Source organism: Rhodococcus sp. IEGM 1381 (assembly GCF_030056795.1).
Taxonomy (GTDB): Bacteria; Actinomycetota; Actinomycetes; order Mycobacteriales; family Mycobacteriaceae; genus Rhodococcoides.
Map to the genome: position 1 here is coordinate 164,321 of NZ_JASHKQ010000006.1, position 13,342 is coordinate 177,662.

The following is a 13,342-nucleotide window of genomic DNA, read 5'->3' on the forward strand; positions in this document are numbered from 1 at the left end:
CGATGCGTCGAATTCGATAGGCGTTCTACACTTCGACCCATGACCGAGCCCGATTCCACAGCGGCCGAGCTGGCCGAGTTACGCGCCCACGCGAACGAAGGCGATCAGGATGCGCTCGACCAGTTGGTCGAACTCGCAGGCTCTCGAAACGACCTCGACGAACTCCGCGCCCTCGCCGACGCAGGCAGTACCGATGCCGTCGACATCCTGGTCGAACTTGCCGGTGAACGTGGTGATCGCGTCGAGCTGCAGAGACTGGCCGCGGCAGGAAGCCAAGACGCCGCAGATATTCTGGACGAGCTCGACAGCTAGCCGGGGCTGGGCCGCTCCCCCAGTTGCACGGTGAGTCGGTGCGCCGCGTCGAGGAGCATCTTGCCCAGCTCCCGTCGTCGATCGTCGCGGAATCGCGTCTCGACACCGGTCAAGCTCAGCGCCCATGCAGGCTTGTCGGCGCGATCGAACACGGCGGCACCGAGTCCCCAGCTACCCTCCACGAGCAGCGCCGGATTGACGGCGAATCCCGTGGTGCGGGTGTGCGCTATCCGCCTGCGAATCTCCACGGCGGCGTGGCTCTCGCCCCACTCCGGCACCAGGTTCACGCCATCGAGGTACTCGTCGACCTCCCGATCCGGTAGGTGCGCAAGAATGGCCAACCCTGCGGACGCCACTCCGAGCGGCAGCCGAATTCCCTCGTACAGCACGTGCGAGCGCAGCGGAAAACTTCCCTCCACTCGAAGCAAGCACACCGTCTCCGAACCCCGCCGAGCCGACAGGAACGCACTCTCACCACTCTCGGTGGCCAACGCCTGCACTACTTTTCGCGCCTGGTCGGTGATGTCGTACCGCAGGGCCGCCATGGACCCCAGCAGGTAGATCTCCGGCCCCAGCGACCAGCGGCCGGTGCCGGCGTCGCGATCCACGAATCCCTGTTCCGCGAGCGTGGACAGCAAGCGGTGGGTGGTGGGTCGAGCGATACCGGCCGCCCGCGCGAGGGCAGTGGTGGAGGCACCGGATGGCTCCTCGGCTCCGGCTGCACGCAGCAACGAACAGATCTTCCCGATCACACTCGCGTTGGCTTCCGATGACGTCACCCGAGCATCGTACGTCCACCCAGTGGACACCAACTCTCGAACCGTTCACCGGACGAGCAATCGAGGCCATTCTTGCCACATCGAGATGCAGCTCAGGTTCACTGAAGTCATCGTTTGCTCAACGAACACATCAGGAGTTCTTGTGACAAGAAAGACCTACGCGTCCGCTGCCGACGCGGTCGCAGATATCGGCCGTGGGGCGACCATCGCGGTCGGCGGCTTCGGGCTGTGCGGTATTCCGGACGCCCTCATCGAGGCCATCGCGAACACCGACGCCGACGAGCTCGAAGTGTTCTCCAACAACTGCGGCGTCGACGGTTACGGGCTCGGAATCCTGTTGGCGGCAGGTCGCATTCGCCGCGTCACCGCCTCGTACGTCGGAGAGAACAAGGAGTTCGCCCGGCAGTACCTCGCCGGCGAACTCGAGGTCGAACTGACCCCTCAGGGCACGCTCGCCGAAAGGCTTCGCGCCGGCGGCAACGGCGTTCCCGCATTCTTCACCCCCGCCGGGGTCGGCAGCCCCATCGCCGACGGCGGAATGCCGTGGCGCTACAACGCCGACGGCTCGGTGTCGATCGCATCGCCGCCCAAGGAAACGCGAGTGTTCGGCGACAAGCGGTATGTACTCGAAGAGTCGATCAATGCCGACTTCGCACTGGTGCACGCCGAAACAGGCGATACAGCAGGCAATCTCGTGTTCGACAAAACCGCGATGAACTTCAACCCCCTCGCCGCGATGGCCGGCAAAATCACTATCGCGCAGGTCGAGAATCTCGTGGAGCCGGGCGAGATCGACCCAGCCCACGTACATCTGCCCGGAGTGTTCGTCCAACGCGTCGTACACACCGGGCCACAGGACAAGCGCATCGAAAAGCGCACCGTCAGTTCAGGAGTTCGAGCATGAGTGCAGGATGGACGCGCGATCAGATGGCCGAACGCGCCGCAGCGGAGATGATCGACGGCGAATACGTCAACCTCGGCATCGGACTACCGACACTGATCCCGGGATATCTCACCGAAGACGTCAAGGTCACCCTGCACTCGGAGAACGGCATCCTGGGCACCGGGCCTTACCCCACCGAGGACAAGGTCGACGCCAATCTCATCAACGCGGGCAAGGAGACCGTCACCGTCAATCCCGGTGCAGCATACTTCGATTCGTCGTTGAGCTTCGGGATGATTCGGGGCGGCCACATCGACACCGCGGTACTCGGCGGCATGCAGGTCTCCCGCACCGGCGACCTCGCCAACTGGATGGTGCCCGGCAAGATGGTCAAGGGCATGGGCGGCGCGATGGACCTCGTGCACGGTGCCCGACGTGTCATCGTCGTCATGGAACACACCGACCGCGACGGCAATCCGAAGATCCTCGACGCCTGCACTCTGCCGCTCACGGGCCAGGGCGTCGTGGACCGCATCATCACCAACTTGGCCGTCATCGACGTCGTCGGCGACGGCACGCTCGAGCTGGTGGAACTGGCACCGGGCGTGACCACCGAGCAGGTCACCGCCGCAACCGGATCGACCCTGAAGCACTGATCGAACGACTGTGGGCCCGAACGTCCGAACACGTTCGGGCCCACAGTGTTACGTCCTAGTCCGGAATCATGTCGAACGTATCCGGATTCGGTCCGGTACGACCCTGCTCACCCTTGTCCAGCGCCGTGATGGCGTCGACATCGGCGGAGCTGAGCTCGAAGTCGAAAATCTCGAAGTTGGCCTTGACCCTCTCCGGCGTCACCGACTTCGGGAAGATGATGTTGCCGCGCTGAATGTGCCAGCGAAGGACCACCTGCGCAACCGATTTGCCTGCTGCATCGGCGATTCGCTGCAGTTCCGCGTCGTCGAGGACGTTGCCCTGAGCGATCGGCGACCACGCCTCGGTGGGGATGGCGTGCTCACGGCCGTAAGCCCATACGTCGTTGTTCACGAAGTACGGGTGCACCTCGATCTGGTTCACCGCGGGGACCGTATCGGTCTCCTGCGCGAGGCGATCGAGGTGAGCGGGCTGGAAGTTGGAGACACCGATGTTGCGGGCGCGGCCGTCGGCTGCGAACTCCTCCAACGTCTTCCACGTGGATACGAAATCGCCGTCGTAGCGGGTGGGTAGCGGCCAGTGGATGAGGAAGAGGTCGACGTAGTCGGTTCCGAGGTCGCTGAGCGTCTTGTCGAATGCCGAGCGCGCGTCGTCGGGCCGATGAAAGCCGTTGTTGAGCTTGCTGGTGACGAAGACCGACTCGCGATCGATCCCGGAGTTACGGATGCCTTCGCCGACCTGCTTCTCGTTGCCGTACATCTCGGCGGTGTCGATGTGTCGGTAGCCGATCTCGAGCGCCGTTTCGACGGCCTTCGCGGTCTCCTCCGGGTCGATCTGGAAGACGCCGTAGCCGAGCTGGGGAATCTGCTTGCCGTTTCTGAGCGTGACGCTGGGTACCTGAGTCATATCGCCGGGGTGCCCGCCCACTCTCGCCTTCAAACCGGGTGAAATGATGCGTGCGTGATAGTGCAGCGCATCCGGCGCGTCGTAGACGGAGTTGCCGAGAAATTCGGCCGGTCCACCTCCGCTCTGATTGCCCCCGAGCGCCACTTCGACCCGGCGCACCCGTGGTTCCTCACCGCGCCCGAGCGAGGCAACGACGACACCCGAATTTCGGCGTGGACCGAGGGCAACCGCGTCGAGAATCTGGTGCACGGCAAGACCTACTTCGCTGCACTCGCACGAGCCCTGGAGCAGACCGAGCGAAACGATCTGGTGCTCTTCACCGATTGGCGCGGCGACCCGGAGCAGCTGCTCACCGACGACGGCGTGACCGTCGAGGATGCCCTGGCAGCCGTCGCGCACCGCGGTGGCGTCGTCAAGGGCATGGTGTGGCGCTCCCACATGGAGACCCTCGGTTTCACCGGCCCGAAGAACCGTAAGCTCGCGCTGCGGCTGGAGGAGGCGGGCGGCGAGGTCATTCTCGACCAGCGCGTGCTGGTGACCGGAAGCCACCACCAGAAGTTCGTCGTCGTGCGGTACGGCAGGAAAGATCTGCCCGACGTCGCGTTCGTCGGTGGCATCGATCTGGCCCGTGCTCGACGCGATGATGCCGATCACTTCGGCGACCCTGTCTCACGTCCCTTCCCTCCCGAGTACGGCGAGATCCCCGCCTGGCACGACGTGCAGGTGCAGATCGAAGGCCCGGCGGTACGAGACGTGGAAGACGTCTTCCGCGAACGCTGGGAAGATCCGGCGGCTCTCTCCCGCTTGCCGTGGCACGCCATCCCCGACCTGCTGCGCGGAGTCACGCGAGAGCCGTCGGAACTCCCTCCTGCGGCGGCGGCCCCGGAGCCGCGGGGCACGTGCTCGGTGCAGTTGTTGCGCACCTATCCCCGCCGACGCCCCGCCTACCCGTTCGCCACGAAGGGCGAGCGCAGCGCGGCCCGCGCATACGCCAAAGCCCTCGACAGGGCTACCGAGCTGATCTACATAGAGGATCAGTATCTGTGGTCGGTCGACGTAGCTCGCGTCTTCGCCGCAGCATTGCGCCGGAAGCCGAATCTGAAGTTGGTCGTGGTGGTCCCCAAGCACCTCGACGACGACAGCAACTTGACCATTCCTTCTGCGCTGCTGGGACACTCGGCTGCACTCGGGGTCATCCGGGCGGCCGGCGGTGATCGCGTTCTGGTACTCGACATCGAAAACGACCGAGGCATACCGGTATACGTGCACTCGAAGGTCTGCATCATCGACGACGTATGGACCGCGGTGGGATCGGACAACTTCAATCGCCGCTCCTGGACCCATGATTCGGAGCTGACCGCGGCCATCGTCGACGAGCAGCGCGACGATCGCGCACCCTTGGACCCGGCGGGCCTCGGCGACGGTGCCAGAACCCATGCGCGCAACCTGAGACTCGAACTGATTCGCGAGCACCTGGGACGGGCCGACGGCGACGACGCAGACCTCGTCGACCCGCAGCAGTTCTTCGATGTGGTCGCGGCCAGCGCGACCGCTCTCGACAACTGGCATCGCAACCCGTCCGCGAAGTCCCGGCCGGTCGGCCGACTGCGCAAGCACGAGATCTCGGTGCCGCCCGTCTGGCAACAGCGACTCGCCGCACTCGCCTACCGGTTGTTCGTCGACCCCGACGGGCGGCCCATCGGGATGCGCCTGCGTCGTCGATTCTGACGACATTGTCGACCGGCCCTTCCCGCTCTATCCGTTTCGGACCTGACAAATCGGGCATTCGCGATCGGTGCCTTCCTCCTCTCGTACACCCACTGCCCTCGTCTTCGCACCGTCTCCGCTTCTGACGGTGACTCTCGACGCCGCCCCGAACGGCAGTACCGAACTGCACGTACACGCAGGCGGTCAGGGTCACTGGATCGCGCGAATGGCGTCGGTGCTCGGTCTCGATGTCACGCTCGCCGGGGTCTTCGGCGGCGAGATCGGTGCCGTGCTGCGGGGCATCGTCGAGGGTGAGGGCATTTCCGTCGTCTCCATCGATATCGGCCAGGAAAGTGGCTCCTACGTGCACGATCGCCGCAGCGGAAAGCGTGAGGTACTGGCCACGGTGGACCCGCCGCCGCTCGCCAGGCACGCGCTCGACGATCTGTTCGGTGCCGCACTCGCCACCGGTGCCCGCAGCGACGTCGCGATCCTCGGCGGTCCGCATGCCGACGACATCGTGCCGGCCGAGGTGTACGAGCGGTTGTGCGCAGACCTCCGTGCGCTCAACGTCCCGGTGGTAGCCGACCTGTCGGGACCGACGATGCAGGCCGCTCTCACCGGCGGTCTCACGGTGCTCAAAGTCAGTCACGAGGATCTCATCGCCGACGGTGGTGCCGAGTCCGAAGACCCGAAGCACCTGATCTATTCGATGCGAAAAATGCACGACGCCGGGGCCGAGGTCGTCGTGATCTCACGAGCGGGGGATCCAGCGTTGGCTCTGGTGGAGGGCGACGTACTCGAGATCGTTACCCCGGGTCTGCAGATGGTCGACCACCACGGCGCAGGCGATTCGATGAGCGCCGGGATCGCGGCCGGAATCGCCCAGGGAATGCCGATGCAGGAGGCGCTACGGCTGGGCGGAGGCGCGGGCACCGCCAACGTCACCCGCCGCGGCCTGGGTAGCGGCCGAAAAGATCTGGTACTCGGGCTGACCGAATCGGTGGACGTGCGTCCGTACGGCAAGGCGGGCAAGAAATGAGAGCCCTGATCACCAACGACGACGGCGTACACAGCGCAGGCATCGCCCTGCTGGCACGGGTCGCCCTCGATGCCGGCCTCGACGTCGTGGTGGCCGCGCCCCACGAGGAGCGCAGTGGCGCAAGCGCTTCGTTGACGGGGATGGGCGTCGACGACCACCTCGGTATCGAGCTGACCGAGATCGAGGGACTACCCGATGTGACGGCGTATGCGGTACAGGCCTCGCCTGCCCTCATCGCGTTCGTCGCCACGAGAGGGGCCTTCGGCGACGTACCGGACCTCGTGCTCTCGGGTATCAATCACGGCCCCAATACCGGCGCTGCCGTGCTGCATTCGGGAACGGTGGGCGCGGCATTGACCGCCCTGACGCACGGGATTCCTGCCATGGCGCTGTCGTCGCTCGCCACTCGGCCGTCGCATTGGGAGACCGCCGAACACGTCGCACACCTGGCTGTGACATGGATGGTCACGCACTTGACCGTCGATGCCGTGGTCAACGTCAACATTCCCAACGTTCCCCTCGCCGACTTCGCCGGAATCGTCCCGGCATCACTGGCTCGCTACGGCGCGGTGCAGGCCGAAATAGGAGACCGCGGAGAAGATTTCGTCACCGTCCGGTTCGACGCGATCCAAGCAGAGGACGACGATTCCGACGCCTCGCTGCTGGCCCGGAACTGGGCGACCGTCACCGCACTGCGTCCCCCGAGCGAGGTGGACTGCGTCGATCTGTCGACGATGCGCGAGTGAGCTCCGCGCCGCGGAACGAGAATTGTCGGTGCCCTCGGGCACACTGAGAACCACGCACCGCACATGCCACGGACCTAGGGGGTCACCGCGTATGACGTTCCATTCAGTAGTTCCACCGTTTCTACTCGAGCGGCTCCGGGGAGCCGGCGCCCGCGCTACGCTGCTCGCCGACCGTGAGATGCGGGCAGGACGAGAAGTCGTCCAGGCACGTACCGCCATCGCGCCGCGGACCGGCGGCACACTCGAACGCACCATCTCCGACGCGAGATCGACTCGCGACCTCCCGGGCCAGCAGGTTCGCGCCGAGGGTGAGGATCCCACCGGCGATGCCGCGACCGACGAGGCATACAACGGTCTCGGCGCGACCTACGCGTTCTTCGACGAGGTCTACGGCTACTCGAGTCTCGACGGCAGTGGCCTGCCCCTCGACGCGACGGTGCACTACGGCCAGGATTACGACAACGCGTTCTGGGATGGCTCGCGCATGGTGTTCGGCGACGGTGACGGAGAGGTGTTCGCTCGATTCACCGTCTCACTCGGCGTCATCGCGCACGAGCTCGCGCACGGGTTCACGCAGTACACCACTCCGCTCGAATACAAGGACCAGGCCGGCGCACTGAACGAGTCGATCTCCGACGTCTTCGGCGCGCTCGTCGAGCAGTACACCGCGAAGGAGAACGCCGAGGACGCCTCGTGGCTGATCGGCGAAGGTCTGTTCCTGCCTGCCGTTCAGGGAATGGCTCTGCGCTCGCTCCTCGAGCCCGGTACCGCCTACGACGACGATGTGCTGGGCAAGGATCCGCAGCCGGCCAGTATGGACGATTTCGTCGTCACCACCGAGGACGATGGCGGGGTGCACATCAATTCCGGTATTCCCAACCGCGCGTTCGCCGTTGCAGCCACCACTCTGGGTGGTCCGGCGTGGGACCGTGTGGGGCAGGTTTGGTTCGACACGATGACCGTCGGCGGACTCTCGCCCACAGTGGACTTCGCCGGCTTCTCGGCAGCAACACTCGCGGCGGCCAACAAGCGATTCGGAGCAGGGTCCGACGTTGCCGAGGCCGTGGCCACGGGTTGGGCTACCGTGGGGGTGACGACAACCGGGCTTGAGTCCATACCGAAGCCGAGCGAGAATCGGGTGTGATCGAGGGCAGATGAGCCTGCGCATCGAGGTACTACGAACCGGCGGCGTTGCCGGAATGTCCAAACGTGGCGTCGTCGAGACCGACGAGCCGGAATGGCAGTCGTTGGTCGACGCCGCGCAGCCGTACATTGCCGATCAGCAGGCCACTGACGCTGCCGACTCGAATGCCCGCGACACATTCGTCTGGAACGTCTCGGTGGGCGAGCATTCGTGCCGCGTCGGGGATTCTGCCCTGACCGGGCCCCTACGCGACCTCGCGGAGCGCACACTCCGCGAGGGCCGCGTCAGGTAGGTCAGTCTTGTAGTCAGCTCTGTAGTCGAACCAGCTCAGCTCTCAGGCCTTCCACTCCGCGCCGCGTTCTTCGGTTGCCTGGCTCAGTGCCTCGACGGTGGCGTCGACTCCGAAGTCTTTGCCGTAAACAGGTGTTCCCGGCTGCTGTCGCCAGGACTCTTCGAGGGTTCCGGCGTCGACCGGGTCGAAGCCGAGCTCGTCGATGACCGAGAACACGAACTTCTTCGAGTCGGCGTCGTTGCCTGCGATTGGAAGCGCGATGCGACCGTCGGTCCCGGCCGGTACGCCCTTCTCGAGCAGGTGCTTGTACCAAATTCCGTTGAAGGCCTTGATCACCGGCTCACCGAGTTGTTGGGCCACCCAGACGCTTTCGGGTGTTCCGCCTTCGATCTCCTCGATCAGCCCGTCCCGCTGCTGCGGGTAGTAGTTGTTCGTTTCGATGATCGGCGCTCCGGGCTTGCGAGCACTGGTGATTCCTGGAGCGAGATCCGGAACGTTCTTCTGCGGGATACTCAGAATGACGAGGTCGGCATCTTCCGCGGCATCCGCGGCCCACACCGCGGTCGCTCCGGTTTCCGCCGCCAGGTCGGCGAGAGTCTCCGGATCACGCGAGTTGGAGAACCGAACCTCATGACCGAGTGCTGCGAGTCGGCGCGTGAGCGTGCCGCCGATCTGTCCACTTCCGATGATGCCAATTTTCATGTCCGGAACAAACGATCCAGGCTGCGATCTATTCCCGTCAGGAACCCACGGAGACCTTCGAGCGGGGCCGACCGAACTTCATCGCCTTGTCCACGAGCTTGCCGTATCGCAGAACCGGCAGGTCCCGGAAGTAGTTCATCCGCAGCTTCCACGGGGTTTCGCTGCCCTGCCTCGGGAAGTTGTCGACGGCCCGCAGCACGTAACCGGCGGCGAAATCGAGAAACGGTTCTTCGTCGACAGAGGGATCACGTTCGAGCTCGACGGTGCTGTAACCGTTCTCGTCCATGTGAGCAAGAAGTCGCATGACGTAGTTCGAGACCATGTCGGCCTTGAGGGTCCACGACGCGTTGGTGTATCCGACGACGAAGGCGAAGTTGGGGATGCCGGTGAGCATCATGCCCTTGTACGCCATGGTGCTGGGCAGATCCACGTCCTTGCCGTCGACGCGGAAGGTCGCGCCGCCGAGTGCGGACAGGTTCAATCCCGTTGCAGTAACCACGATATCGGCGTCGAGGTGCTGGCCGGACTTCAGCTTCAGACCGGTCTCGGTGAAGCTGTCGATGTGATCGGTGACGATCGAGACCTCGTCCTTACGGATCGAGCGGAACAGATCGTTGTCGGGTACCAGACACAGCCGCTGATCCCACGGGTTGTAGGACGGGGTGAAATGGGTGTCGAGGTCGTATCCCTTCGGCAGCCACCCCTCCTGCATCTTCCGGATCCGCTTCTTCATGAATTCCGGATACTTCTGACTCAAGGTGAAGATCAACATTGCCATCGACACGTTCTTGAGTCGAGTCACGCTGTACGCCAACTTCTTCGGCAGTCGCTTCCTCAATGCCTGCGCGATCGGGTCCTTGGACGGCAGCGAGAGGATGTAGCTCGGCGAGCGCTGCAGCAGGGTCACGTGCTCGGCATCGCGGGCAAGGTTGGGCGCCAACGTGATTGCCGTTGCGCCACTGCCGATGACGACAATTTTCTTGCCCGCGTAGTCAAGATCCTCGGGCCAGTGCTGCGGGTGGATCACCTGCCCACCGAAGTTCTCCTGGCCGGCGAATTCGGGACTGAAGCCCTTGTCGTAGTTGTAGTAACCACTGCAGGAGAACACGAACGACGCGGTGATCGTGACGGTCTCGTCGGTGTCGCTACGCTGCGCGGTCACCGTCCAGAACTGCTGCTCGGACGACCATTCGAGGGCGACGACCTTGTGGTGGTAACGAATGTGCCTGTCGACGCCTGCTTCTCGGGCAGTTTCGACGATGTAGTTGCGAATGTCGGTGCCGTCGGCGATGGACTTCTCGCCCATCCACGGCTTGAAGCTGTACCCGAGGGTGTACATGTCGGAATCGGAGCGAATCCCGGGGTAGCGGAACAGATCCCACGTGCCACCGATCGCGCCGCGGCTTTCCAGGATGGTGTACGTCTTCCCGGGCAGATCGTGCCCGAGGTGACGGGCGGCCCCGATCCCGGACAGGCCGGCACCGATGATGAGGACATCGACCTCGGGGGTAGTCAGTACGGCAGTCATGTCAACGATTCCTTCGGTGGGGGGGTCAGCTGGTCTTGTTGCGTGCGCTCTCGGACCTACCGAGGCGTGCTACTTCTTCGTCCATCTTGGGCAGGATCGTCGGCACGTGCTCGAGCATGCTGCGATCGCCGACGCGTGAGGTGATGACGGCCTTGAACCAGGACGCCGCACCCACCCAACGCGGTACGTAGACGCGACGCTTGCGCTTGGCCAGGCCGTCGACGAACGCGTCGACGCACTGCTCGACGGTCATCGTCTTGCCGAGCGGGCCGGGCAGTACCGCTAGCAAATCCTGGAATGCCGTGAGATCGGATTTGGCGTCCTGCACCATCGGGGTATCGATCCACGCCATGTGCGCGGAGCCGACATCGACCCCGCGGTAGTTCACTTCCAGGCGAAGCGCATTCGCGAAGTGTTCGGCCGCAGCCTTGCTCGCGTTGTAGGCCGCCAGGCCGGGGCACGGAGTGAACGCCGCGAGCGAGGAGACGACGAGGATGTAGCCGTTCCGCTCGATCAGCGACGGCAACGCAGCGCGGACGGTGTTGAACACGCCCATCACGTTGATGTCCATGACGCGTTGGAACGTGGCCGGGTCCACCCGCATGATCGATCCGTAGCTGGCGATTCCTGCGTTGGCGAGCACTAGATCGATACCGCCGTAGGCCGCGATGCCGCCGTCGACTGCGCGCTGCATGTCGTCCAGATTTCGGACGTCGGCGACGAACGCCTCGGCCTTCAGCTGGGTCGCCAGCTCTCGCAGCGGGGCCTCGTCGACGTCGACGAGTACCAGCCGGGCGCCTTTGCCTGCCAGGTCACGCGCAGTGGCGGCACCGATTCCCCGTGCTGCTCCGGTGATCAGAACCACCTTGTTCCGTAGCGTCGACGCCGCCATGTGCTCCCCCTCGATCCGAATGCTTGTCTGCGAACACTTTGCATCTGATACCGAGCGGTGTCAAGATCTGTGTGTGACTACCCATCACAGTGAAGTCGGCCGCACCTACCGAGGTGCCGATCCGCAGCAACGGCAGCAGGAGCGTCGGATCCGCCTGCTCGACGCAGCCGTCGAAGTTTTCGGCACCACCGGATACCGGACGGCGACGGTGGAGAGGGTGTGCAACGAGGCCGGGCTGACCAAGCGCTATTTCTACGAGTCCTTCACCAACAGCGAGGACTTGCTGATGGCCACCTACATCCGGGCCACCGACGCCATGCGCGAGAACATCCTCGTCGGAGCAGCCGCAGAAACGGACTCCAGCGAACAGGTACTCAGAGGAGCGCTCACCGGCTTCTTCACGTTCGTCGCCGAGCACCCCGAATCGGCTCGGATTGCCTTCGTGGAAATCCTCGGCGTGTCGCCTACCGTCGACGCGCTGTACCGCAAGACCACCACCTCGTTCTCCGCGACGGTGCTACAGGTGGCCGAGACCGTCGGGTCCAGCCGTGGCCTGGCCGGGCCGAACCGTCGAACATTGGCAATGGGACTCGTCGGCGCGGTCCTCACCATCGCTCAGCAATGGCTGCTGTCCACCGAACGCGAACCCCTGGACTCGGTGATTGCCAGTGCCCACACCATCCTGGCCGCGGTGGTGTTCGGACGCGTCGACGGCTGAGCAGTTGTCAGGCCCTGCTCTGCAGCGGTTCCACCGGCTCGTCCGCGGTGGCGCGTTCACCGGATTTGACGACGACCACACCGAGCAGGATCAGTGCGCCACCGGCAAGTTGGATCGGTGCCGGTGCTTGACCGAGCAGCAGCCACGCGAACACCAGTGCCGCAACAACTTCCATCAAACCCATGAACGACGCCAGCCTCGAGCCGAGGCGTCGACCCGCAGCGATACCGAGGACGTAGGCAAGCGCTGCCGTCACCACTCCGAGCCCGACGATCGGAACCCACCACGGGACAACGGCATCGACGAAGGTGACGTCGGTCAGCGGAGCCGCGAACGGCACGATGCCGACGAGCCCGGCAACCAGCAGGATCAGCCCGCCCGCGAGCAACCCTCCGCCCGCGAGGACGATCGGCGGAAGTCCGTTGGTCTCGTCGGCAGAGAGCACCCAGTAGACGGCTGCCCCGGCCATCGCGCCGAGCGCCCACAGCACGCCGACGGAGTCGACGTCGGCACCGGAGATCAGGTCGAGCACGAGCACCAGACCCATTGCGGCCAACAGCGCACCCACCAGGGTCAGGCGGCCCGGGCGTTGGTGATGGCGGAACCACATCCACCCGATGACGGCCACCGGCGAGGTGAATTCGATGAGCAGCGCTACACCCACTTCCATACGTCCGACCGCGTTGAAGAAGGCGAGCTGGCAGCCTGCGACCGCAAACGCCCCGTACGCGGCGATCAGCTTCCAGTTCTTGGCCAGCAAGCTCCAGCGTCCGCGCAGCGCCAGGATCGACGGGATCAGCAAGACCGCGGCGGCAAGCAGAATGCGCGCGGTCACCGCAGCGCCGGCAGTCCAGCCGGCGTCGAGCAATCCCGTGGCCAGCGAGCCGGAGAGCCCGAACGACGCGGCCGAGAGCAGCGCGAACCCGAGCCCCGAGAGCCGGCGCGAGCGCGCAGCAGCGTCGTGTGTGGCTGCGAGATCCACCGTCGTGTCATGAGTGTAAGCCGTCATGACACGTGACAGTAGGGAGTGAATTGGT

At 64.8% G+C, this 13,342-nt stretch carries 14 protein-coding genes and 1 pseudogene; 9 read left to right on the forward strand and 6 right to left on the reverse strand.

Going from position 1 to position 13,342, the window contains the following annotated elements; all coding sequences use genetic code 11:
* The first annotated feature begins 39 nt into the window (after positions 1–39).
* The gene (locus QM797_RS16290; RefSeq protein WP_283276689.1) at positions 40–312 is read left to right on the forward strand and encodes a hypothetical protein; all 273 of its coding nucleotides are present in this window, start codon (positions 40–42) and stop codon (positions 310–312) included.
* On the opposite strand, the gene QM797_RS16295 is transcribed toward QM797_RS16290, so the two are convergent.
* On the reverse strand, positions 309–1,091 hold the full coding sequence (locus QM797_RS16295; RefSeq protein WP_283276690.1) for an IclR family transcriptional regulator: 783 nt from the start codon (positions 1,089–1,091) through the stop codon (positions 309–311). The two genes, QM797_RS16290 and QM797_RS16295, sit on opposite strands and share 4 nt — an antisense overlap.
* A 142-nt stretch (positions 1,092–1,233) precedes the next feature.
* Here QM797_RS16295 and QM797_RS16300 point away from each other — a divergent pair, with 142 nt between their 5' ends.
* Complete coding sequence (locus QM797_RS16300) at positions 1,234–1,995, forward strand: CoA transferase subunit A (protein WP_283276691.1); 762 nt, start codon at positions 1,234–1,236, stop codon at positions 1,993–1,995.
* Positions 1,992–2,630 (forward strand): 3-oxoacid CoA-transferase subunit B, encoded by a 639-nt coding sequence (locus tag QM797_RS16305; protein WP_283276692.1) that lies wholly within the window; start codon positions 1,992–1,994, stop codon positions 2,628–2,630. Before QM797_RS16300 ends, QM797_RS16305 begins: the two co-directional genes overlap by 4 nt.
* Before the next feature lie 55 nt (positions 2,631–2,685).
* Here QM797_RS16305 and QM797_RS16310 read toward each other — a convergent pair whose 3' ends face one another.
* On the reverse strand, positions 2,686–3,534 hold the full coding sequence (locus tag QM797_RS16310) for an aldo/keto reductase (protein WP_283276693.1): 849 nt from the start codon (positions 3,532–3,534) through the stop codon (positions 2,686–2,688).
* Between the two features lie 54 nt (positions 3,535–3,588).
* On the opposite strand from QM797_RS16310, the gene QM797_RS16315 reads away from it, so the two are divergent.
* The 5 genes from QM797_RS16315 (at position 3,589) to QM797_RS16335 (ending at position 8,465) form a co-directional block, all read left to right on the forward strand.
* Entirely contained in the window at positions 3,589–5,262 is a 1,674-nt protein-coding gene (locus tag QM797_RS16315; protein ID WP_283276694.1) for a phospholipase D family protein, read from the forward strand.
* Between the two features lie 67 nt (positions 5,263–5,329).
* Positions 5,330–6,283 (forward strand): 1-phosphofructokinase family hexose kinase, encoded by a 954-nt coding sequence (locus QM797_RS16320; RefSeq protein WP_283276695.1) that lies wholly within the window; start codon positions 5,330–5,332, stop codon positions 6,281–6,283.
* Positions 6,280–7,029, forward strand: coding sequence for a 5'/3'-nucleotidase SurE (gene surE, locus QM797_RS16325; protein ID WP_283276696.1), 750 nt, complete (start codon positions 6,280–6,282; stop codon positions 7,027–7,029). The genes QM797_RS16320 and surE overlap by 4 nt, the downstream gene beginning before the upstream one ends.
* Before the next feature lie 91 nt (positions 7,030–7,120).
* Positions 7,121–8,173: a M4 family metallopeptidase gene (locus QM797_RS16330; protein WP_283276697.1), complete on the forward strand. Its 1,053-nt coding sequence runs from the start codon at positions 7,121–7,123 to the stop codon at positions 8,171–8,173.
* 10 nt (positions 8,174–8,183) lie between these two features.
* Positions 8,184–8,465: a protealysin inhibitor emfourin gene (locus QM797_RS16335; RefSeq protein ID WP_283276698.1), complete on the forward strand. Its 282-nt coding sequence runs from the start codon at positions 8,184–8,186 to the stop codon at positions 8,463–8,465.
* Positions 8,466–8,507: 42 nt separating this feature from the next.
* Here the strand turns inward: QM797_RS16335 and QM797_RS16340 are convergent.
* From QM797_RS16340 to QM797_RS16350, 3 genes and pseudogenes are all read right to left on the reverse strand, one after another.
* Positions 8,508–9,194: pseudogene (locus QM797_RS16340) on the reverse strand (NADPH-dependent F420 reductase); the annotation flags it as partial.
* Between the two features lie 10 nt (positions 9,195–9,204).
* Positions 9,205–10,695 (reverse strand): flavin-containing monooxygenase, encoded by a 1,491-nt coding sequence (locus QM797_RS16345; protein ID WP_283276699.1) that lies wholly within the window; start codon positions 10,693–10,695, stop codon positions 9,205–9,207.
* 25 nt (positions 10,696–10,720) lie between these two features.
* Positions 10,721–11,587 carry an SDR family oxidoreductase gene (locus QM797_RS16350; RefSeq protein WP_283276700.1) on the reverse strand — a complete coding sequence of 289 codons (867 nt, stop codon included), beginning with the start codon at positions 11,585–11,587 and terminating at the stop codon, positions 10,721–10,723.
* A 73-nt stretch (positions 11,588–11,660) separates the two neighbouring features.
* On the opposite strand from QM797_RS16350, the gene QM797_RS16355 reads away from it, so the two are divergent.
* The gene (locus QM797_RS16355; RefSeq protein ID WP_283276702.1) at positions 11,661–12,305 is read left to right on the forward strand and encodes a TetR/AcrR family transcriptional regulator; all 645 of its coding nucleotides are present in this window, start codon (positions 11,661–11,663) and stop codon (positions 12,303–12,305) included.
* 7 nt (positions 12,306–12,312) lie between these two features.
* Here QM797_RS16355 and QM797_RS16360 read toward each other — a convergent pair whose 3' ends face one another.
* Entirely contained in the window at positions 12,313–13,314 is a 1,002-nt protein-coding gene (locus tag QM797_RS16360; protein WP_283276703.1) for an EamA family transporter, read from the reverse strand.
* Positions 13,315–13,342 lie beyond the last annotated feature (28 nt).